Source organism: Pantoea sp. VS1, assembly GCF_002207995.1.
Classification (GTDB): domain Bacteria; phylum Pseudomonadota; class Gammaproteobacteria; order Enterobacterales; family Enterobacteriaceae; genus Pantoea; species Pantoea dispersa.
Window position 1 is genome coordinate 39,638 of record NZ_NHZE01000096.1, and the last position, 21,617, is coordinate 61,254.

Consider the following 21,617-nt stretch of genomic DNA (forward strand, 5'->3'; position numbering starts at 1 on the left):
GTTGATGATCCGCCCGTGTTGCATTAATTCGGGCTCAATTCACTCTCATGCCATGCTGCCAGTACGCGGCGCGTGAGCCATGACATCAGTGCAAAAAGCAGGAAGCCGGCCAGGGAAATCAGTAACAATGCGGCAAACATCAGCGGAATATTGAGTTGATAGCCAGCCTGCAGGATCTGATAGGCCAGCCCGGTATCCGTGCCGCCGGTGCCTGCAACAAATTCCGCGACCACCGCGCCAATCAGCGACAAGCCACTGGAGATGCGCAACGCACCAAAGAAATAGGGCAACGCCGATGGAATGCGCAGGCGTATTAAAATTTGCAGGCGCGATGCATGGTTTAGCCTGAAATAGCTCAGTAGCCCCGGAGACACGCTACGTAAACCTTGCGTGGTGTTTGAAATGATCGGGAACACCGCCATCAGAGTGGCGCACACCACCAGAGACAACGTGGTGTCTTTCACCCAAATAATGATCAGCGGCGCAATGGCGACAATCGGCGTTACCTGCAGAAAGACAATATAAGGAAATAACGCCGTCTCGATAAACCGATTCTGCACCAGTAAAAACGCAATGATGGAGCCAATAACCGTCGCCAGCACAAACGAGATCACCGTGATTTTCAGCGTGTAAAGTAAGGACATAAACAACGCCGGAAAGTTTTGCGCCAGGCTTTGCGCCACGACGAGTGGAGAAGGGACCAGAAAGGCGGGCACCTTAAACGCGGTGACCAGAAACTGCCACAGTAACAGCATGGCAATGGCGACCACCGCCGGAAACAGCCATTGTTGAAATTTACGGTTTGCTGCAAGCGGTTTCATGCTTTGCTCTCCTGACTGGCTGCGAGCAGGCCGCGCTGCAACAGCTGCGCATAATGGGTAAACGGCTGACTGACACGAAACGCATCATCACGCGGCAGGCTGGTTTCAATGCGAATATCATCAACAACGCGACCCGGACGCGCGGCCATCATAATCACACGCTGCGACAGGAATACGGCTTCCTGAATCGAGTGGGTCACAAAAACTACTGTAAGCTTTTGCTCCTGCCACAAATCGAGCAGGTCGCTGTCCAGTTTGTTGCGGGTGATTTCGTCCAGCGCGCCAAAGGGTTCATCCATTAACAGCACCCGGGGACGCGTCACTAAACCACGGGCAATTGACACCCGCATCTGCATGCCACCGGAAAGCTCGCGTGGCAGTACATGACCAAACTGGCCCAGGCCAACCAGTGCCAGAATCTCCCGCACCCGGGTGTCGGCTTCACCGCGTGGTACCCCCGCCAGATCCAACGGCAGGCGTACATTCTTATGCACGCTGCTCCACGGCATCAGGGTGGCTTCCTGAAACACAAAGGAAAGCGGCAGATCGCGTTGATTCTCCCGACGATCGCGACGAAATAGCATCAGTTTGCCATCACTGGGTTCAATTAAGCCGGCAATCATTTTCAGCAAGGTACTTTTGCCACAGCCGGAAGGGCCGAGCAGTGAAACAAACTCGCCCTGGCGCACGGTCAGTTCCACCGGCAGCAGTGCCCGCGTCCCGTTGGGATAGATTTTCTCCGCAGAGAGCACCTCAATCGCCGGCGGCGCGGCAGGCCGTGGCTGGCTATCAGGATTGATCGGCGTTATGTTGCTGGCGGTGTTCATGGCATGACCTTAACGTCTTTGATGAACTGCAGCGTGTAGCTACCCGCAAACGGCACTTTGGCCGGATCGATTAGCTTGTTATCCACCAGCAGCTGCCATGTCTGTTTTAGCCGTGGCTCGGTAATAATACCGATACCCGCTGTTTGCGCGTCGCCGCCCGTCACCATCTGGTATTTCTTCATCTGGGCAATACCGAAGGCGATCTGCTCCTCGCTCATCTGTGGATTCTCTTTCCTGATGAGCACGTTGCCAGCACTCGGATCCTGCAGATAGTTTTTCCAGCCCTGCATTGAGGCTTTAACGAATGCGGCTACCGCCTGCGGACGTTTTTCAATGGTTGATTTCATGCACACAATGCTGTTGCCGTAGGGCGGGTAACCCCATTCGCTGATCGGGTAGACATTGGCTTGCGCATGGGCTTTCTGCACAGCAAAAGGTTCCGAGGTGATATAACCCTGCTGCACTAGCGTTTTGTCTGCGAGGAATGGCTGGATGCTGAACGTGTACGGGCGCACGCGCGCATTCTTCAGGCTGAGCGCACTCTGTGCCCACGGCCAGTAAGAGGTATAAGCTTCCGCCGCCAGCAGGAAGGTTTTACCCTGCAGATCCGCTTTATCTTTCACATCAGGATGGGTGAGAAAAGCAATTGCCGAGTGCTGGAACGTAGTGGCAACGGGCACGGCTTCAACACCCTGCTGCCAGGATTCAAGCGCCTGCATGTTATCGCTGATGATGCAGTCTGCCTGACCCGCCGCCATCAGCTGCATGGTGTGAACCTGGGGACCACCCATTTTAATGGTGACGTCCAGCCCGGCATCTTTATACAGGTTCTGCGCCAGTGCCTGATAAAAACCGCCATGCTCTGCTTGCGCATACCAGTTGGTCATAAAGGTGAATTTCTCCGCCGCCATGCTCTGGGCCGACAGCGCCAGCGACAGTGCGGCAATCATGCTTAATTTTTTATTCATCGTGATCCCCCGGTTAGCGCGGTGTTAAGAGTGATGCAGCGTCGTTGTGGTCTAATACTTTGCCCTGCCAGTGACCTGTGCCCCATGCCGGTTCAGCGCGGGTTACCCAGCTCATTTGATGCATTTCGGTGATCACCTGTGCCCAACTTTCCGCCAGCGAATCCAGAATCGCCGCGCCTTGTTCGGGCGTGGACGGCAGTGGATCGCCAATAACGCCGCTGGGGCCGAAATCATAAGAAGCCCATGCCGCCATGGGTTTACTGGTCGAGAGTGTCGGGCAGGGGAAGGCAGGGGGATAATTCGCCACGGCTTTGCTCATCTGCACGGTGTCGGGGGCGAGTGCCAGCATCAGTGCGGTTTCCGCATGACCGGCATGCATCGCCATTTGACGCTCTTTGTCGTCCATAAAACTTTCGGCACAGTTGGGCACTTTGAAGGTGTCTTGCATGATGATGATCATGTCACCGTGTCGCAGACGGAGTTCGCGTGCGGCCATCTGCAGCGGCTGTGGCTGCCCGCCATGGCCATTCACCATTAAAAACTTGCGGAAACCGGCGCGATAAAGGGATTCACCAATCTCCAGAATGGTATGTAACAAGGTTTCCCCGGTCAGCGTCAGCGTGCCGGGAAAGTGCAGGTGCTCATCGGATTTGCCATAGGTGATCGGCGGAATGGCATAAGCCGGGATATCCGCGGGTAAACGTGCCAGGGCATGCCCGACCACGCCCGATGAAATGACGCTGTCGACGGCACACGGCAGATGGGGACCGTGCTGTTCGATGGCGCCGGTCGGTAACACAATCACCGTGTTGGCTTTATTATCCAGTGTGGCGATGTCGGTCCAGCTCAGGTACGGCAAAAAGCGGTTTGCCGGGATATAACCATGCAACATACTGTTTCCTCGCGTTATTGTGGCAACCACGCCGTGGCTTCAACTTCAATTAGTACGTCCGGGCTCGGCAGCATTTCACTGACCTGCACCACCGTTGACACCGGCGGTTCGTCCGGGAAGAACTGCTTGCGCACCCGGCTGTAGTGCGGGAAATGGTCCAGATTGCGAAAGTACTGCACCAGTTTGAAAACATCACTCATCTGCCCACCGGCGCTTTCAAGGGTGGTGCGGATGCTCTCCAGCACATACCAGCTTTGTGCCAGGATTGGACCTTCTTTGAAATCGGTAGAAAATTCACCACTGCGTCCCAGCAGCCGTTGCGCTGCTTCGGGGATATCGCTGTAACCGCGCACGATCGTCGCGGTTTGCGGATTCACCGGAATAATGCCCGAGAGAAAAATAAAGTCGCCGACGCGTCGCCACGCCGCATATTTCGCCAGCGGCTTACCCGCCCCTTCATCTAGCGTCATCAGTTTCTTCTCCATAACGCACGCCTTGTTTAAGCCGATAGCGCTGGCGCTGGCGCAGCGGCCAGCTTGCTGTATCGGCATGCGGAAAAATCACCATATCGTTGTGACGGAAAGCGTCGGGCTGGCAGATAAGCTGAGAGGCTTCATCAAAGGCAGCTCCCAACTGCAGGCTCAATACCCCACTGAACAGGGTATCGAGGGGGTCGTAACTGCCGAGGGGGCAGAAGGCGTCCTGCACGTTATCAGCGCCCAGCAGCAGTGAAATTCCACGCGCCTGCGCTTCTTTCACCAGCGTTAATCCACGCTGACGCGGTGTGCGATGGGGCACGGCGTCCTGTAACAGCAGGTTGGTCAGGGGCAGAGCGATCAGCGTCACCTGGTGCAGGGCCAGCCGATCAAGAATCTGCAGCGCATCTTCCTGTTGCGACAGCGCGCAGCTGTGGCTGCAGGTAATATGACCACTGAACGGATGTTGTTGCAGGTAGTTCGCCAGCCAGCGCATGCCCTGGGCATCAGCATTCAACTCTTCATCAATGTGCAGGTCGATATCGAGCTGCCACTGTTCGGCAGCTTGCAGAAGATGTGAGAAGGCTTGCGCATCCCAGTTGCTGCTGTGAATGAAACCACCCAGAAGTGCGCCCGGACCGCTGATGGCCACCTGAGCGGCAATGTGCTGCGCATCATCCGTGCTGGCGAAAAAACTCAGCGGGGCGAGGGCCACGCGTTCGATGCGACATAAAGGATGCTGTAACTCACCAATAACCTGCCACGCCAGCGGCGCCTGCGCGCTGAACCAATCGACGTGGGTGCGCAATAAACCCACGCCACTCTCCACCGCCCATTGCAACGCCTGATGCGCGCGCTGATGCAGGTCTGCACGGCTCCAGTGCACGCGATCCTGGTGCATCGCGGTAATCGCAGCCAGCAAACCGGGCTGGCGTGCCGGGCTGCGCTCGAAGGTGAACGTTTTGTCCAGATGCGCATGCGGTTCGATCAGGGCGGGAAGCACCAGAGCGCCATTGAGGGGTAAATAATCAGCATACGCTCCTTCACAGGGCGCGAACTGCAGCCCGTCAGCGTGAAAATGTAACGTCGCCAGCTGCGGCTGATTGTCCTGCTGTGGCCAGCTGTCTGGCAGGAGCCAGCGGGGTAAACGTGCGCCGGTTGCGCCTGGATAGATGTTCATAAGTCCAGTACCAGAAGCGGAGAGCGTGCGCGTGAGCAGCACAGAACGATGCAGTCATTCGCGGCACGCTCTTTTGGGCTTAACACCTCGTCGCGGTGATCGGGTTCACCCGACAAAACACCCGTAATGCAGGCACCACACATGCCTTGCTCACAGGAGAGTTCGATGTCGATACCCGCCGCTTCCAGCACCCCGGCAATGCTTTGAGCCTGTCCAACGGTATAACGCGCGCCGGAGGAGGCAATCTCCACGTCGAAGCTGTCGCCTGCGGTAATCAGGGAGGCTGCAGGATTGAAACGTTCGCTGTGCCATTGATACGGCTGCCAGCCGCGTTCCAGCGTTTGCTGCTGCAGGTGGTGCATGAAGCCAGCTGGTCCGCAGGCAACCAGCGCGCTGTTGGCTGATGTTTCCAGATCGTCAGGTATCCGGGTGCGCAGGCTGTCGCCTTCGCTACTGTAGTGAATGACGACACGCTCACCGAGCTGCGCCAGACGTGTCGCAAACGCCAGTTCATCATGATGTTTGAGGTAGATATGCAGCATGAATTCAGCCTGCCGCCCGGCCAGCGCTTCTGCCATGACCAGCAGTGGCGTCAGGCCAATACCGGCAGCAAATAATAAGGTGCGCGGTGCATCCGGTAGCGGAAAGTGGTTACGCGGTGCCGACAGGGTTAACGCATCGCCGACATTCAGCTGTTGATGCAGCCAGCGGGAACCGCCTGTCGAGGCGGGATCAAGACGCACGCAGATTTCATAGCCAGCGGCACTGGCTGGCGAACACAGTGAGTATTGACGCACCCCTCCCGCCGGCAGGTGGACATCAATGTGCGCGCCCGGTGTAAAAGGCGGCAGCGGTTGGTCGCTGGCACTTTCCAGCGTCAGTAACAGATTGCCAGCACCGTTGGACTGCTTTGCGATGACGGTGACAGCCAGGTGTGTTGATTTCATAATCAGCCTGTCTTTGCAGGGCTGTCATCAGCGTTAGCGCCGCGCATACCCTTGTCTTTATCATGGATGCGATTATTATTTTGCCGTTGTGTAAGCGTCCATCTGTTTAATTCGCATGATGCGTTGCAAAAAAGAGAGCACCCACTATGTTTGCCTTCTCACGTTTTCTGATTTATTTCACCGAAGTGGCACGCCAGGGTTCGCTACGTAAGGCTTCCGAGGTGTTACACGTCTCTGCCTCCTCTATCGACCGGCAGATTTTGCGCGTGGAGGAACAGCTGGATATGCCGTTGTTTGAACGCCATCCATCAGGTTTATGTATGACTGCCGCTGGCGAAATCCTGTTTAATGCGGCCAAAAACTGGCAACGTGATTTTGGTCGTGTTTGTACCCAATTAGAGGATCTGCGTGGCTTGCGACATGGCCATGTGCATATCGCCACCATTGATGCCATTAACCGCGGTTTTTTCTCCTCAATCCTGCAGCGTATCCGTGAAGACTATCCGGGCATTTCGTTTACCCTCACCACCATGAGCAATATCCATATCGCGAATGCGCTGACCGCCGGTGATGCGGATTTTGGCATCATGCTGAACCCACAAAGCTCGCGTGAACTGCTGGTGAAATCCTTTGCCGATCTGCGTCTGGGGATTGTGGTTAGCCGACATCATCCCCTGGCAGCGCTGGAATCTATTCGCTTCAGCCATTGCGAACCCTGGCCGTTTATTGTGCCCGCCGCGCCATTAATGCTGGCCGATCCGCTGGAAGCGCTCATTAACAGTTCTGGCATTCGCCTGAAGGAAGTGGGGCGCACCAATAACATTCATATGCTGCGATCGTTAGTGCGTGATGATGTTGGCATCAGCCTGATGTGCTGGCTGGATATTGTTGATGAATATCGCCGGGGAGAACTGAAATTCATTCCGCTGATCGACACGGTATTAAAACCCTTTACTCTGTCACTGTGCGTGGCACCACAACGCCAGTTATCGGTGGCCGCGTCAATGATGCTCGGGCAGCTCGAGTTATTCTTTGCAATGATAGAGAGTGAAGAAGCGCTGGCGGGGAAGGAAGAGAAGCATATCGGGTAAACGCCGGACTTGCCTGCCAGATATTGCAGCGGGTGGTGACGAACAACACCTATTGTAGATGTCAGGTCAGTCTGGTAGCGCCACAGCAGCCTCCTTTAATACAGGTATCACGATGGTGAAGATTGAACACGCAGACCCGCGCTCGGCGGAATCACAGTGGCTGATTGAAAAACTCTCCGCAGAGCTTGCGGCTATCACTGGCGATGGCGGAAACAGCCGCGCCAGCGTTGACACCTTTCAGGGTGAAGGCGCGTTGTGGGTGATCGCGAGAGATGCGCAAGGCACGGCCGTCGGCTGCGGCGCGTTACGGCCGGTGGCTGCCGGGATCGCTGAACTGAAAAGGATGTTCTCCGACCGCAGTTTGCCGGGCATCGGCTGCGCCTTGCTCAGCGCTCTGGAAGCCGCGGCAAAATCGTTGGGATATCGTGAACTGTGGCTGGAAACCCGGCATGTTAATCAGCGCGCCGTGGATTTTTATATCAGGCAGGGTTACCGGCAGAGAGAAAATTACGGACCCTACCGCGGCCGGGAAGAGGCCATTTGCCTGGGCAAAACGTTATAAAGCAAAGGGCTGACTGACATCAGTCCGGCGGGTTTGATTTAGCGGCCCGTATCATCTTCCATCGCCCAGCAAACTCACCACAACAAAAAGCCCGCTCAGGTTTCCCTGAGCGGGCTTCTTTAAATCTGGCTCCTCTGACTGGACTCGAACCAGTGACATACGGATTAACAGTCCGCCGTTCTACCGACTGAACTACAGAGGAATCGTTGGAACGAGGCGAATATTAGCGATGCCGATCCCCGTTGTCAAAGCCCGATCGCACACTTCTGGTTTAAGTGCGCGTAAAAGCAGCGGATTGCTGCTTTTCTGCCTTGAATGGGCAGATTTCAAACTGCCAGCAAGATCTCACTTTAAACGCATTTCCTTTGAGATGTTAGATGCGTGTCAAAGTTTTGTTATTTGCCGATTTTAAAACAATCATTTCAGTGCTTTTATGATGAAAATTTCAAAAGAAGAAAGGATGAAACAAATGAACTGCTTATCATCACGCCCGAAACGAGTTTTGTCCGCTCAACGCTTCTTGCGAAAGTAACATATTGATAAGGAAGATGTTGAAAAAAGGAGCAGCACGGTACCGATAGCGTCAGACCAGAAGCCTTACCTCTACGAACAGAAAAAAAACGCCAGCGACGTTGAGTGAATGTAAAAGATATTTTTCATTCGCGGACTCAGCCAACCTGAGCACGTTAACAAATAAGAAGGGTTACCTATGAAATTCAAAAAAGCGTTAGTGACTTCCCTGTTAGCTTGCATGTTACCTGCCGCTGTGATGGCAAAAGATATCCAGCTGGGCGTTTCTATGGCGCTGTTTGATGACAACTTCCTCACCATCCTGCGCACAGCCATGCAGAAAGAGATGCAAAAAGACAATATCAAAGGCCAGGTTGAAGACGCCAAAGGCGACGTGGCCCAGCAACTGCAGCAGGTGCAGAACTTCATTGGTCAGGGTGTTGACGCCATCATCGTGAACCCGGTTGATACCAACGCGGTGAAACCGCTGGTGGATGCCGCCGCTAAGGCCGGCGTGCCGCTGGTATTCGTCAACCGCAAACCATCGGGTGAGCTGAAAGACAAAATGGCGTTCGTCGGTTCGGATTCTGAACTGGCAGGCCGTCTGCAGATGGAAGCGCTGGCGAAAAAGATGAACGGTAAAGGCAACGTGGCGATTCTGCTGGGTGACCTGGCTAACGAATCAACCCGTGAACGCACCAAAGGCGTGGAAGCGGTGGTCGCCAAATACCCGGGCATTAAAGTGGTACAGAAACAGACCGCCAAATTTACCCGTAATGATGCGGTGGACGTGGTGAGTAACTGGCTGACCGCCGGCGATGACATTCAGGCCATTGCCTCTAACAACGATGAAATGGCGATCGGTGCGCTGCAGGCGCTGGGCAAAAACCCGAATCACATTCTGGTCGCGGGTGTGGATGGTACCCCGGATGCACTGCAGATGATCAAGAACGACAAAATGGTCGCCACGGTCTTCCAGGATGCGAAAGGTCAGGGTGAAGGCGCGGTACAGACGGCGGTCAAGCTGATTAACGGCGAGAAAGTGCAGAAAGTGGTCGATATCCCGTTCCAGCTGATCACCAAAGATAACTACGAAAAATTTGCCAGTCAGAACCAGAAATAAACCGTAACCGACTTAGCCGTACGGAGGTGATGTATGACCGCTTTTGCGCTTGAAGCCGAAGGCATCAGCAAGTTCTTCCCCGGAGTGAAGGCACTCGACAATGTCTCACTGCGTATTAAGCCGGGGTCGGTACATGCCCTGATGGGTGAAAATGGCGCGGGCAAATCCACTTTAATGAAATGCCTTATCGGGATGTATCGTCCCGATAAGGGCACCATCCGCATTAAAGGGGAGCCGGTGCAGTTTCAGGACACCATGGACGCGCTGCGTTCCGGCATTTCCATGATTCACCAGGAGCTGAATCTGGTGCCTTACATGACCGTGGCGGAGAATATCTGGCTCGGTCGTGAACCGATGAAATACGGCTTTGTCGATCACGGCAAGCTCAATCAGCAGACGCAGGAACTGCTTAACAAGCTGAATATCCGTCTGAAAGCCGATCGGCTGGTCGGCGAGCTCAGCATTGCGTCCCAGCAGATGGTGGAAATTGCCAAAGCGGTGTCGTGGAACTCCGACATCGTGATTATGGATGAACCGACCTCGGCGCTGACGGAAACCGAAGTGGCGCATCTGTTCACCATCATCCGCGACCTGCGTGCCCAGGGCAAAGCCATCATCTATATCAGCCATAAAATGGATGAAATTTTCGCCATTACCGATGAGATCAGCATCTTCCGCGACGGCACCTGGGTCGGCAGCAACAGCACCACCGCCTTTACCCGTCAGTCGCTGATCACCCAGATGGTGGGACGCGAACTGACGCAGCTGTTCCCTAAATTCAACAGTGCCATCGGCGAAGAAGTGCTGACGGTGCGCAACCTGACCTGCAAAGACCGCTTTACCGATGTCAGCTTCAGCGTGCGCAAAGGCGAGATCCTCGGCGTGGCCGGGCTGGTGGGTGCCGGACGCAGCGAGGTGATGGAGAGCCTGTTCGGCATGGAAAGCTTCGACAGCGGTGAAGTGCTGATTGATGGTGTGCCGGTGAAAATCGATTCGCCGTCAACGGCGATTGAGAAGGGCATGGCGTTTCTCACCGAAGACCGCAAAAAGTCCGGGCTGTTTCTGGTGTTGTCGGTGCTGGAGAACATGAGCATCGTCAATATGCCCGATTACATCGGCAAAAGCGGTTTCGTTAGCCACATGAAGATGGCGCAGGACTGCATGGAGCAGATCCGCAAACTCAATATTAAAACGCCGACCATGGATCAGATCATCAATAACCTCAGCGGCGGTAACCAGCAGAAGGTGCTGATTGCGCGCTGGCTGCTGGCGCAACCGAAGATTCTGATCCTCGATGAACCAACCCGCGGTATTGATGTTGGCGCCAAAGCCGAAATCTACCGCCTGATCAGTGAACTGGCTAACCGTGGCGTGGCCATCATCATGGTCTCCTCTGAGCTGCCGGAGATTCTCGGCATGAGCGACCGGGTGATGGTGATGCACGGCGGACGTATAACCGGCATCCTCGATAAAGAAGAGGCCGACCAGGAAACCATTTTGTCGTTGGCATCCGAGTGAGGCACGAGACCCCTATGAGTAACGTAAAAGTAACGGCCCCGCAGGCCAGCGAACAGAGTTCTTTCTTCGGTAATCTGCGCCATAAACTGCCAAAAGACACCGGCATCTTTGTCGTGATGTTAGGCATTGCGCTGATTTTTGAAATAGCCGGCTGGTACGTGCGTGACCAGTCATTTCTGCTCAACACCAACCGTTTAGTACTGATTGTGCTGCAGGTGGCGATCATCGGTATCATCGCCGTCGGCGTCACCCAGGTGATTATTACTACCGGTATCGACCTGTCGTCCGGTTCGGTTATCGCCCTGACGGCGGTGGTTGCCGCCAGCCTGGCGCAGACGTCTGACAGCCTGTCGCCGATGTATCCGTCACTGGTCAATCTGCCCGCCGCCATCCCGATCGTCGCGGGCATCGGCGTCGGCCTGCTGTGCGGCGTGGTCAACGGCGTGCTCATCACCAAAACCGGTATTCCACCGTTTATCGCCACGCTCGGTATGATGGTGTCGGCGCGCGGTCTGGCACAATATTACACCCAGGGCAACCCGATCAGCTTCCTGTCGGACGGTTTCACCTCCATCGGTCAGGGCGCGATGCCGGTGATTATCTTCCTGGTGGTCGCCTTCCTGTTCCACATCGCACTCAAACACACCCGCTACGGCAAATATGTCTATGCGATTGGCGGCAACATGACCTCCGCCAAAGTGTCGGGCATCAACGTTAATAAATACCTGATCATCGTGTATACCATCGCCGGGGCGCTCTCGGGTCTGGCGGGGGTGGTGCTGGCGGCGCGCGTCAGCAGCGGCCAGTCGAGCATGGGCATGGCGTATGAACTCGACGCCATCGCCGCCGCAGTTATCGGTGGCAGCAGCCTGATGGGCGGCGTCGGGCGGATTACCGGCACGCTGATCGGCGCAGTGATCCTCGGCTTAATCAAAAGTGGCTTTACCTTTGTTGGCGTCGATGCTTACGTGCAGGACATCATTAAAGGGATGATCATCGTCGCGGCGGTTTCAATTGATATGCACCGCAACCGCAAAAAACGCTAACCCGTTCTGCTCCTCTCTTCCGGGAGAGGAGCAGGGTAAGGCGGTAATTGCACGCTGCCGGGCTGCCGGCATCGTCAGACACAATAAGTTTTCCCACTGATAGCCACCGCGCAATTTCTCTTTATTCTCCTTTCTGCCCCCGCAATCCGTGCATTTTCTGCCCGTTTTGCACCACAGCAGCACGCGCAGTCATCACTTTTTTGCACATCTGCCTCGCAAATGCTGCACCATCAGGGTGCGTCATCGCCAGCGGATAAACGTTATGGGTCATGTGCGGCACTTATTAACCCATTCGGGGTAATCAGAAACGCTTATTTTCCCGTTCGTTAGGAAAATTCTGGTCAGTGCCCGCCGGGTAAAGATCAAACCTGGCCTGCATATTGCAATTTCTTTGTCACAAGCCAGCAGGCTGAGAACTCATCATTTGGGCATTCGGGGATCCGTGACGGAGGCAATATGAACTTAAGACGACTGAAATACTTTGTAAAAATCGTCGATATCGGCAGCCTGACGCAGGCAGCAGAAGTCCTGCATATCGCACAACCTGCACTCAGCCAACAGGTGGCGACGCTGGAGAACGAACTCGACCAGCAGTTGCTGATCCGCACCAAGCGCGGCGTAACGCCAACCGAAGCCGGTAAAATTCTTTATGCTCACGCACGCACCATTCTGCGCCAGTGCGAACAGGCGCAGACAGCGGTGATCAACGCTGGCCAGGCGCTCAATGGTCAGGTATCGATTGGCCTCGCGCCGGGCACGGCAGCCTCTTCGCTCACCATGCCGCTGCTGCAAACGGTGCGCGAGCAATATCCTGATGTGCTGGTCTATCTGCACGAGAACAGCGGCACTTCGCTCAATGAGAAAGTGATGAATGGCCAGCTGGATATGGCCGTGCTGTACGATCGCGCGCCGACTGCCGGTATCAACAGCATTCCGCTGATGAAAGAGGAGCTGTATCTGGTAGGGGCGACGGCCTGTCCGGGTGCTACGGTGGATCTGGCTGACGTGGCACAGATGAACCTGTTCCTGCCGCGTGACTACAGCGCAGTGCGCAAACGCGTGGACGAAGCGTTCTCGCTGCGTCGTCTGAGCGCGAAAATCATCGGTGAAATTGAGTCGATCTCAACCTTAACCGCGGCGGTGTCGAGCGGCATGGGCGTTACCGTACTGCCGGAATCGGCGGCGCGCGCGCTGGTGAGTTCAACGCACGCGTGGATGGCACGCATTAACAGTCCGTCGCTGAATCTGCCGCTGTCGCTGAACGTCTCAGCGCGCCTGCCGCTGTCGCCATCGGCGCAGGCGGTAAAAAACATCCTGCTGTCGCTGCTGAATAAGCCGATGGTGGAGGAGCGCGAGCTGATGTTAGTGGGTTGATAGAGAGGTTTTTTCCCTCACCCTAACCCTCTCCCGCCCGCGGGAGAGGGAACCGTCTGGGGCAGCCATCCATCCCGGCACGCCATCTCAATCTCGCGCGATCCGCTCTCTCTCCCTATGGGAGAGGGCCGGGGTGAGGGCGGCAAAGCGCACCCATCCCCAACCTCACGCTTATTACTATTCCGCATAACACACCGTTTTTTATTATTTGTTGCAATCACACCAACTTCATAACATGGACGAAACAGGGGCAGGAAACAGGAGAAAAGGGTGTGAATTTCCAGCAACTTAAAATTATACGCGAAGCGGCCCGTTGCGAATTCAACCTGACAGAAGTCGCCAATACGTTGTTTACCTCACAATCGGGGGTGAGCCGGCATATTCGCGATCTGGAAGATGAACTGGGCGTGGAAATCTTCATTCGTCGTGGCAAGCGGCTGTTAGGCATGACCGAACCGGGCAAAGCGCTGCTGACCATTGCTGAACGCATCCTCGATGAGGCCGGCAAAGTGCGCCGGCTGGCGGATGTGTTTACCAATGAGACCAGCGGCGTGCTGACCATCGCCACCACGCATACCCAGGCGCGCTATAGCCTGCCGCGCGTCATCAAAGCGTTTCGCCAGCTCTATCCCAACGTGCGGCTGGAACTCAATCAGGGTTCGCCGCAGGAAATCGTCGCCATGCTGCTGGCCGGTGAGGCCGATGTCGGCATCGCCTCGGAGCAACTGGTGAATAACACCAGCCTGGCGGCATTCCCGTGGTTCAGCTGGCACCACTCGCTGCTGGTGCCGCACGATCACGAGCTGCTGGCGAATCAGCCGGTCACGCTCGCCAGCCTCAGCCGCCATCCGCTGATCACCTATCGTCAGGGGATTACCGGTCGCTCGCGCGTGGACCGCGCCTTCCAGGCTGCTGGCCTCCGCCCGGATATCGTGCTCAGCGCGCAGGATTCTGACGTAGTGAAAACCTATGTCGAACTTGGGCTGGGCGTCGGTATCCTCGCCGATCAGGCGTGCGATATTTACGATGGCGAAGACCTGGTGAAGATCGATGCTCACCATCTGTTTGATGCCAACACCGTGTGGCTCGGGCTGAAGCGCGGCCAGCTCCAGCGCAACTACGTCTGGCAGTTCCTTGAACTGTGTAACGCTAACCTGTCACTGGAAGAGATCAAACGGCAGGCGCTCTCTTACGAAACCGACGACGAACCCGCCATCGATTTCCAAATCTGAGTTTCCTCTCTGGCCCGGTGCGGGCCTTTTTTATTTGCTTCCCCAAACGGACGTGGCAAGCTGGCGGGCAGAATGTTTTTCAGGGAGAACCGCATGAATACGATATTGCGCGCCATGACCCTCGCGGACGCCGAAGCGGGTTATCGCCTGACTCAGCAACTGGGCTGGGCGCATCGCCGTGAAGACTGGCAGCAGCTCATCGCCCTGGGTGAAGGCGTGGTGGTTGAGGCGCAGGGCGACTATCTCGGCGGGGCGATTGGCTGGCGCTGGGGGCCTGATGCCGCCACTATTGGTCTGGTGATTGTGAGCGAACAGGCGCGCGGACGCGGTATTGGCCGCCAGGTGATGCAGGCCATGCTTGAAAAATTCTCCGGCTGCAACGTGCGGCTGCACGCCACCGATATGGGGCAGGTACTGTATGAGAAGCTCGGCTTCCAGGCCTGCGATCGCGTGGCGCAGCACCAGACGCGCGCGCTGGCGCAGCAGACTGCGGTAATCGTACCGGATGGCCTGACGCTGCGGCCGGCCGTTGAAGCGGATGCCGCCGCCATCGACGCACTGGATTATCAGGCGAACGGGCTGCGGCGCACGCGTCTGCACCAGCAGCTGCTGGCGCAAAGCGTGGTGCTGCAGGATGCACAGGGCAGGTTGCAGGGGTTTGCCAGTCGCCGCCGCTTTGGGCACGGCTGGACCATCGGCCCGGTGATTGCTGACGATGTTGCGGCGGCGCAGGCGCTGGTGTCGCAGCTGATGCAGGATCTGACGCAGCAGTTTGTCCGGATGGACACGCCCGATGCCCGGCTCGGCGCGTGGCTGCTCAACCTTGGGCTGGCGCAGGTCGATGCGCCTTATGCGATGGTACACGGCACACCGTGGCGGGCGGCACCGAACGGGCCGCAGACCTTCGCGCTGGTCTCGCCTGCGCTGGGTTAACTAAGCGTAACGGCGGCGATTTCTAAGCCAGACGCGGCGAACGTCGCCGAATAGGCGTTATCTGTCACATTCCATTTCGTCGGCTACCCTTAACGTTTATTGCAAACGTCTAAGGGAGAGCCCGTCATGAGCAAGAAAACCAGCGATTTCTTTGTTGAACGCCTGCAGGCATGGGGCGTCACGCGCATTTATGGCTATCCGGGCGATGGCATCAACGGCGTGCTGGGCGCTATCCAGCGGGCCAATAAAGCCGGTGCAGGCATCGAATTTATTCAGGTGCGACATGAAGAGATGGCGGCTTTTATGGCTGCCGGTCACGCCAAATTTACCGGTGAGCTCGGCGTCTGTCTGTCGACCGGCGGACCTGGCGCGACCCATCTGCTGACCGGCCTGTATGATGCCAAAATGGATCACGCGCCGGTGCTGGCGATTGCCGGCCAGGCGGAAACCACTGCGCGCGGCGCCAGCTACCAGCAGGAGATGAATCTGGACCGCATCTTCGCCGATGTGGCGAACTTTGTGCAGGAAGCGGCAGCCCCGGCGCAGGTCCAGCATCTGGTCGATCGCGGCGTGCGCATTGCCAAAGCGCAGAACGGCGTCGCGGTGATCATCCTGCCGAAAGATCTGCAGGATGAGAACTGGCAGCCGCCGCAGCATGCGCACGGATTTACCCATTCCGGGCCGGGCTATCAGCGGCCAAAGATTGTGCCCTACGACGAGGATTTGCGCCGTGCCGCAGAAGTGCTTAACGCCGGCAAAAAAGTCGCGGTACTGATCGGTGCCGGTGCGCGCGGTGCTGCGATTGAAGTGGTGCAGATTGCCAATGTGCTCGGCGCGGGCGTGGCCAAAGCACTGCTGGGCAAAGACGTGCTGCCGGACGATGCACCTTTTGTCACCGGTTCGATCGGCCTGCTCGGCACCAAACCGTCATGGGAGCTGATGCAGAATTGCGACACTTTACTGATGATTGGCAGCGGTTTTCCGTGGACCGAGTTTCTGCCGCCGGAAGGTAAAGTGCGCGCGGTACAAATCGATATCGATCCGGCGATGCTGGGGCTGCGCTATCCGTGCGAGGTCAATCTGCACGGCGACGCGGCAGAGACCCTGCGCGCGCTGCTGCCGTTACTGACCCATAAAGCGGATCGCCACTGGCAGGAGGAGATCGCGGTGCAGGTGCGCGACTGGTGGACGTTGATGGAACAGCGCGCCATGGCGCCCGCCAACCCGGTCAATCCGCAGCGCGTGGTGTGGGAGATGTCCCCGCAGCTGCCGGAAGATGCGATTGTCACCTCGGACTCGGGCTCCTGCGCCAACTGGTTTGCGCGCGATTATCGGGTGAAGCAGGGCCAGCGCGCCACGCTGTCGGGTGGTCTGGCTTGCATGGGCGCTGCCGTCCCGTTTGCCATCGCCGCGAAATTTGCCTTTCCCACTCAGCCAGTGGTGGCGCTGGTGGGCGACGGGGCGATGCAGATGAACAACCTGGCCGAGCTGATCACCATCCAGAAATACTGGCAGCAGTGGGCCGATCCGCGCCTGATTGTCTGCGTGTTCAATAATCAGGATCTTAATCAGGTCACCTGGGAACAGCGGGTAATGGAAGGCAATCCGCGCTTTGAAGCTTCGCAGCAGCTGCCGGACGTGCAGTATGCGCGCTTTGCCGACAGCCTCGGTTTGCAGGGCATCTATGTCGACCGGCCCGAAGACCTGGCAGCGGCGTGGCAGCAGGCGCTCAGCGCCACCCGACCGGTAGTGCTGGAAGTGAAAACCGATCCGGAAGTGGCCCCGCTGCCGCCGCATATCACGCTTAAGCAGGCCAAAGCTTTTATGTCGTCAATGGCGAAGGGCGACCGCGGCATGGCGCAGGTGATTAGCGACACCGCCAGCCAGTTGCTGCACAGCAAGGGTTAGCGCGCCGCTACAATGTGTGCAGGATGGTGGTGCCGCAATTCAACCCCGCACGAATCGTAGCGGCGCAATTCATTGCGCATTCGGGCAACTGTGAAGTGTTTAACTCAGCGCAATTCATTGCACATTCGGGCAGTTGTGCAGTGTTTCACTCAGCGCGATAAATCGCGCCGCTACAATGTGTGCAGGATGGTAGTGCAAAAATTCAATGCCGCACGAATCGTAGCGGCGCAATTCATTGCGCATTCCGGCAGCTGTGCAGTGTTTCACTCAGCGCGATAAATCGCGCCGCTACAATGTATGTGGATGGGGGTGCAAAAATTCAATCCCGCACGAATCGTAGCGGCGCAATTCATAGCGCATTCCGGCAGCTGTGCAATGTTTAACTCAGCGCGATAAATCGCGCCGCTACAATGTGTGCAGGATGGTGGTGCAGAACTACAATGCCGCACGAATCGTAGCGGCGCAATTCATTGCGCATTCCGGCAGCTGTGAAATGGTTAACTCAGCGCGATAAATCGCACCGCTACAATGTGTGTGGATGGGGGTGCAAAAATTCAATCCCGCACGAATCGTAGCGGCGCAATTCATTGCGCATTCCGGCAGCAGTGCAGTGTTTCACTCAGCGCGATAAATCGCGCCGCTACAATGTGTGCAGGATGGTAGTGCAGAACTACAATGCCGCACGAATCGTAGCGGCGCAATTCATTGCGCATTCCGGCAGCAGTGCAGTGTTTCACTCAGCGCGATAAATCGCGCCGCTACAATATGTGAAGGATGGTGGTGCAGAACTACAATGCCGCACGGATCGTAGCGGCGCAATTCATTGCGCATTCGGGCAGCTGTGCAGTGTTTCACTCAGCGCGATAAATCGCGCCGCTACAATGTGTGCAGGATAGTGGTGCAGAAATTCAATCCCGCACGGATCGTAGCGGCGCAATTCATTGCGCATTCTGGCAACTGTGAAGTGTTTAACTCAGCGCAATTCATTGCGCATTCGGGCAGCTGTGCAGTGTTTCACTCAGCGCGATAAATCGCGCCGCTACAATGTGTGCAGGATGGTGGTGCAGAAATACAATGCCGCACGAATCGTAGCGGCGCAATTTATTGCGCTTTATAATCGACATCACTCTTGTTGATAATAATGATCCAGCTCCCACCTCAACGGGTTTTGCTCAATATATTGCCGTGCGAAAAACAGCTCTTTTTCATTACGTATAATCCGCTCATAAAAATTGTGTTGCCACACTCTGTTTGCGATAACCCGACTAACGCCTGCCTTATAACCAGCTACGATTCTGCTTAAGGAATTATTGTTCTCGCCACACAGCCACAAAATGCCGTGTAGGTGATTTGGCATCACAACAAATGCATCTGTCATCAATCCTGGAACACGTAACGACAGATTAAGCCATTCCTGATATACAACACTCCCTGTTTTACTGGGAATCAGTTGCGCCTGCCTGATACGGCCAAACAGACATAACCGTTGTCGCGTAACGAGGGTAATGAAATAAGCTCCCGCTGCAGCGTAATCGTAATGCAACAGTCGTAATTGTTTTCTGAATTGCATAACAGCCTCCTTTCACAGAGCATCTGCTATCCGAATCAATTTTTCAGATTGTTTTTTAACTTCTCCGATCCAGATTCAAAAAAGCGCGAAAATAACGCCGCTACGATTTCCGTTATAGACCAACACGTAAATACATTCCCGCACAAATCGTAGCGACGTGGTTTACCGCGTCTCTTCTGCATCCTCACACCATCCGCTCAATCTCGCTCAACGGCACCGCCCGGCTGAACAAATATCCCTGCAGCTCATTACACCCGGCATCGGCCAGCGCGTTTTTCTGGCCCTCGGTTTCGACGCCTTCGGCGGTGACGGTCAGGCCCATGGCGTGGCCGAGGCGCACCACGGATTCAACAATCGCGGTGGAATTCTCCGCAACGCCCAGCGACTGGGTAAACGACCGGTCGATTTTAATCTTGTCGACCGGAAACGTGCTGAGATAATTCAGGCTCGAATAGCCGGTGCCGAAATCATCCAGCGCGATACGGAACCCGGCGTCGCGCAGCGCGATGATGCTGTTGCGCGCTTCGTGTTCATCCTCAATCAACACGCCTTCGGTGATTTCCAGCTCCAGCCGCTGCGGATCGGCACCTTCCGACTGCACAATCTCAATCATGCGTTCGACAAACCCGCTGGCGCGGAACTGCACCGGCGAAACGTTCACCGCCACAATCACCTGCGGTAACTTCAGGGCGGTTTTGCAGGCCTCGCGCAGCACCCATTCGCCCAGCGGAATAATCATGCCGGTCTCTTCGGCGATGGCGATAAAGTCCGCAGGCGAAACATCGCCGCGTTGCGGATGATGCCAGCGCAGCAGCGCTTCCAGTCCGACAATCCGCTGGCCGCTGATCTCCATCAGCGGCTGATACCACACTGCCAGACCGTCGTACGTGACCAGCGCCTGACGCAGATCCGCTGCTATCTGCTGCCGCGTACGCAGCGATTCATCCATCACCTTTTCAAACTGGCGATACTGACCGCGTCCGCCATTTTTCGCCTCGTACAGCGCTATGTCGGCTTTGCGCATCAGCTCCAGCCGGTCAATGCCATCGCGGGGTGCCAGCGCCAGGCCAATGCTGACGCCAACCCACAGTTCGTTGCCCACCAGCTGATACGGCTCGCCCAGCGCGGCGATGATGCGCTGCGCCAGCGCCTGCACCTGACCGATATTCTCTACCTCCGGCATCACGATGATAAATTCATCGCCGCCAATACGCCCGACGGTATCGCTGGCGCGCACCAGGTGACTCAGGCGGCGCGCCACCTCGATGATAAGGTCATCGCCGGCGTGATGGCCCCAGGTATCGTTAATGATTTTGAAGCGATCCAGATCCAGCAGCAGCAACGCCACGCGCTGGTCGTGACGGGTCGCGGCGGCCAGTGCCTGAGTCAGCCGATCTTCAACCAGCGCCCGGTTCGGCAGCCCGGTCAGCACATCGTGAAACGCCAGATGCTGCGCCTGCGCCTCGCTGGCCCCGAGCTTCAGCAGCGACTGCGATAAATCGAGCGAGGAAGTCCAGATACGCCGCACCATAAACAGGCACAGCAGGGTGATCAGCAGCACCGAAATCAGCGTGGAGGGACCGAGAGTACGCAACATCTGCGCGCCTGGCTTGTCCGGATCCCAGCTGAGGTAGCCGACGATATCGCCCTGACGCGAGGTCAGCGGATAGCGCGCTTTGTGTTCGTTCTGCGGTACGCCATCGCTAAAGAAGAGCTGCCGCAGCTGGCTGCGTTCAGACAGGTTGCGCAGATAGCCATCATCAAGAAACTTAATACTCACCAGCCGGTAGCGCCCGGCCTCGCGCGTGCTGCTGATATCGCCCACTGCCAGCGCTGCCGCACGCTGGCCGATGCGCACAAAATCCGCGCGGTCGGCCGGACCGGGTACCTCATCACTGCTTTGCACCAGTGGCGTCTGCAACAGATCGCGCAGGTACGGCCCGATGCGCAGATCCGCCACCGGCTGGCCGTTGCGCCACACGGCGGTCGGCTGATTGGTGCGGTCAAGCAGCACAATCAGCTGATGATCAAACATATCGTACAGCCAGCTACCGACGTTTTGATTCAGCCAGTCGCTGTCCGGCTGCGGCTGCGCCAGTTGATCGGCGAGCGGGGACCAGCGCGTCAGGCTGCGCAGCTGGCGCAGATGTTCACTCAGGCTCTGATTAAACGAGGCGGCGATCATCCGCTGCTGCTGCTCGCGCGCCTCATGGTTGGTGGCCGAGGTGCTCCAGAACAGGCCAAAACCGGCACCGAGAAAAGTCAGCAGCAAAATCGCCACCAGCGGCAGGATCACTTCGCGCAAAAAATTGCGGCGAAAACCGTGCGAAAGTTTGAAGGTGTTTATCATTTTAAGGTTTCACGCTCCGGGCAGGGCTTACTGAATAAATTAGCAGAATTTACGCAGCCTGCATCCGGTAAGGGAAGCGTTAAAGGCGTGAAACTGCACGCGATTTTTTTGCGCATAGTCACAAAGGTAACAGTTAAGTGGATTTTATTGAATTGGTCGCCGTCTGGCTGCCATCCTGCTGCCTTAAAGCAAATTCATCCGCACGTCACTGAGCCGTCACGGCACTGTCATCTGTCTCCCGCACTGTAGTCGCCATTCCGCAGCCTCTTCCGCTGCGCCCCTCAACCTG

General features: G+C 56.5%; 19 protein-coding genes and 1 tRNA gene. 9 read left to right on the forward strand and 11 right to left on the reverse strand.

The genetic code is table 11. From position 1 onward, the window contains the following. Positions 1-23 precede the first annotated feature (23 nt). The 7 genes from CBW22_RS23840 to CBW22_RS23870 are packed head-to-tail and all read right to left on the reverse strand — an operon-like array spanning position 24 to position 6,111. Positions 24-821 (reverse strand): ABC transporter permease, encoded by a 798-nt coding sequence (locus CBW22_RS23840; protein WP_088518056.1) that lies wholly within the window; start codon positions 819-821, stop codon positions 24-26. Then, positions 818-1,648 carry an ABC transporter ATP-binding protein gene (locus CBW22_RS23845; protein WP_088518057.1) on the reverse strand — a complete coding sequence of 277 codons (831 nt, stop codon included), beginning with the start codon at positions 1,646-1,648 and terminating at the stop codon, positions 818-820. The genes CBW22_RS23840 and CBW22_RS23845 overlap by 4 nt, the downstream gene beginning before the upstream one ends. Then, the gene (locus tag CBW22_RS23850; protein ID WP_088518058.1) at positions 1,645-2,616 is read right to left on the reverse strand and encodes an ABC transporter substrate-binding protein; all 972 of its coding nucleotides are present in this window, start codon (positions 2,614-2,616) and stop codon (positions 1,645-1,647) included. The genes CBW22_RS23845 and CBW22_RS23850 overlap by 4 nt, the downstream gene beginning before the upstream one ends. 13 nt (positions 2,617-2,629) lie before the next feature. Further along, entirely contained in the window at positions 2,630-3,508 is an 879-nt protein-coding gene (locus CBW22_RS23855; RefSeq protein ID WP_088518059.1) for a creatininase family protein, read from the reverse strand. 14 nt (positions 3,509-3,522) lie between these two features. Next, a complete protein-coding gene (locus CBW22_RS23860; RefSeq protein ID WP_088518078.1) occupies positions 3,523-3,978 on the reverse strand; it encodes a RidA family protein in 456 nt (151 codons plus the stop codon). Further along, entirely contained in the window at positions 3,965-5,164 is a 1,200-nt protein-coding gene (locus CBW22_RS23865; RefSeq protein WP_088518060.1) for an amidohydrolase family protein, read from the reverse strand. Before CBW22_RS23865 ends, CBW22_RS23860 begins: the two co-directional genes overlap by 14 nt. Next, positions 5,161-6,111, reverse strand: a complete 951-nt coding sequence (locus tag CBW22_RS23870; RefSeq protein ID WP_176428181.1) for a PDR/VanB family oxidoreductase — start codon at positions 6,109-6,111, stop codon at positions 5,161-5,163. The genes CBW22_RS23865 and CBW22_RS23870 overlap by 4 nt, the downstream gene beginning before the upstream one ends. A gap of 146 nt (positions 6,112-6,257) precedes the next feature. Between CBW22_RS23870 and CBW22_RS23875 the strand changes: the two genes are divergently transcribed. Together CBW22_RS23875 and CBW22_RS23880 are read left to right on the forward strand one after the other, a co-directional pair. After that, entirely contained in the window at positions 6,258-7,202 is a 945-nt protein-coding gene (locus tag CBW22_RS23875) for a LysR family transcriptional regulator (RefSeq protein ID WP_088518062.1), read from the forward strand. 112 nt (positions 7,203-7,314) lie between these two features. Next, a complete protein-coding gene (locus CBW22_RS23880; protein WP_088518063.1) occupies positions 7,315-7,764 on the forward strand; it encodes a GNAT family N-acetyltransferase in 450 nt (149 codons plus the stop codon). A 126-nt stretch (positions 7,765-7,890) separates the two neighbouring features. Here CBW22_RS23880 and CBW22_RS23885 read toward each other — a convergent pair. Then, positions 7,891-7,966: transfer RNA gene (locus CBW22_RS23885), tRNA-Asn, on the reverse strand. A gap of 507 nt (positions 7,967-8,473) precedes the next feature. Between CBW22_RS23885 and CBW22_RS23890 the strand changes: the two genes are divergently transcribed. The 3 genes from CBW22_RS23890 to CBW22_RS23900 are packed head-to-tail and all read left to right on the forward strand — an operon-like array spanning position 8,474 to position 11,961. Beyond that, entirely contained in the window at positions 8,474-9,397 is a 924-nt protein-coding gene (locus CBW22_RS23890) for a sugar ABC transporter substrate-binding protein (protein ID WP_058777951.1), read from the forward strand. A gap of 33 nt (positions 9,398-9,430) precedes the next feature. After that, a complete protein-coding gene (locus tag CBW22_RS23895; protein WP_021509786.1) occupies positions 9,431-10,915 on the forward strand; it encodes a sugar ABC transporter ATP-binding protein in 1,485 nt (494 codons plus the stop codon). A 14-nt stretch (positions 10,916-10,929) separates the two neighbouring features. Further along, the gene (locus tag CBW22_RS23900; protein WP_058771113.1) at positions 10,930-11,961 is read left to right on the forward strand and encodes an ABC transporter permease; all 1,032 of its coding nucleotides are present in this window, start codon (positions 10,930-10,932) and stop codon (positions 11,959-11,961) included. Between the two features lie 121 nt (positions 11,962-12,082). Here the strand turns inward: CBW22_RS23900 and CBW22_RS26425 are convergent, their stop codons facing one another. After that, positions 12,083-12,232, reverse strand: a complete 150-nt coding sequence (locus CBW22_RS26425; protein WP_155519939.1) for a hypothetical protein — start codon at positions 12,230-12,232, stop codon at positions 12,083-12,085. Between the two features lie 185 nt (positions 12,233-12,417). Here CBW22_RS26425 and nac point away from each other — a divergent pair, with 185 nt between their 5' ends. The 4 genes from nac to CBW22_RS23920 all read left to right on the forward strand — a co-directional run bounded on the left by nac (position 12,418) and on the right by CBW22_RS23920 (position 17,408). Further along, on the forward strand, positions 12,418-13,335 hold the full coding sequence (gene nac / locus CBW22_RS23905) for a nitrogen assimilation transcriptional regulator NAC (protein ID WP_058757341.1): 918 nt from the start codon (positions 12,418-12,420) through the stop codon (positions 13,333-13,335). Positions 13,336-13,607: 272 nt separating this feature from the next. Continuing rightward, positions 13,608-14,567: an HTH-type transcriptional regulator Cbl gene (gene cbl, locus CBW22_RS23910; RefSeq protein ID WP_021509789.1), complete on the forward strand. Its 960-nt coding sequence runs from the start codon at positions 13,608-13,610 to the stop codon at positions 14,565-14,567. Positions 14,568-14,660: 93 nt separating this feature from the next. Further along, positions 14,661-15,500, forward strand: a complete 840-nt coding sequence (locus CBW22_RS23915; protein ID WP_088518064.1) for a GNAT family N-acetyltransferase — start codon at positions 14,661-14,663, stop codon at positions 15,498-15,500. 126 nt (positions 15,501-15,626) lie between these two features. After that, the gene (locus tag CBW22_RS23920; RefSeq protein ID WP_088518065.1) at positions 15,627-17,408 is read left to right on the forward strand and encodes a thiamine pyrophosphate-requiring protein; all 1,782 of its coding nucleotides are present in this window, start codon (positions 15,627-15,629) and stop codon (positions 17,406-17,408) included. Positions 17,409-18,531: 1,123 nt separating this feature from the next. Here the strand turns inward: CBW22_RS23920 and CBW22_RS23925 are convergent. Together CBW22_RS23925 and CBW22_RS23930 are read right to left on the reverse strand one after the other, a co-directional pair. Further along, a complete protein-coding gene (locus CBW22_RS23925; RefSeq protein ID WP_088518066.1) occupies positions 18,532-18,978 on the reverse strand; it encodes a transposase in 447 nt (148 codons plus the stop codon). A 184-nt stretch (positions 18,979-19,162) separates the two neighbouring features. Then, positions 19,163-21,328, reverse strand: coding sequence for a putative bifunctional diguanylate cyclase/phosphodiesterase (locus tag CBW22_RS23930; RefSeq protein WP_088518067.1), 2,166 nt, complete (start codon positions 21,326-21,328; stop codon positions 19,163-19,165). Between the last annotated feature and the right edge of the window lie 289 nt (positions 21,329-21,617).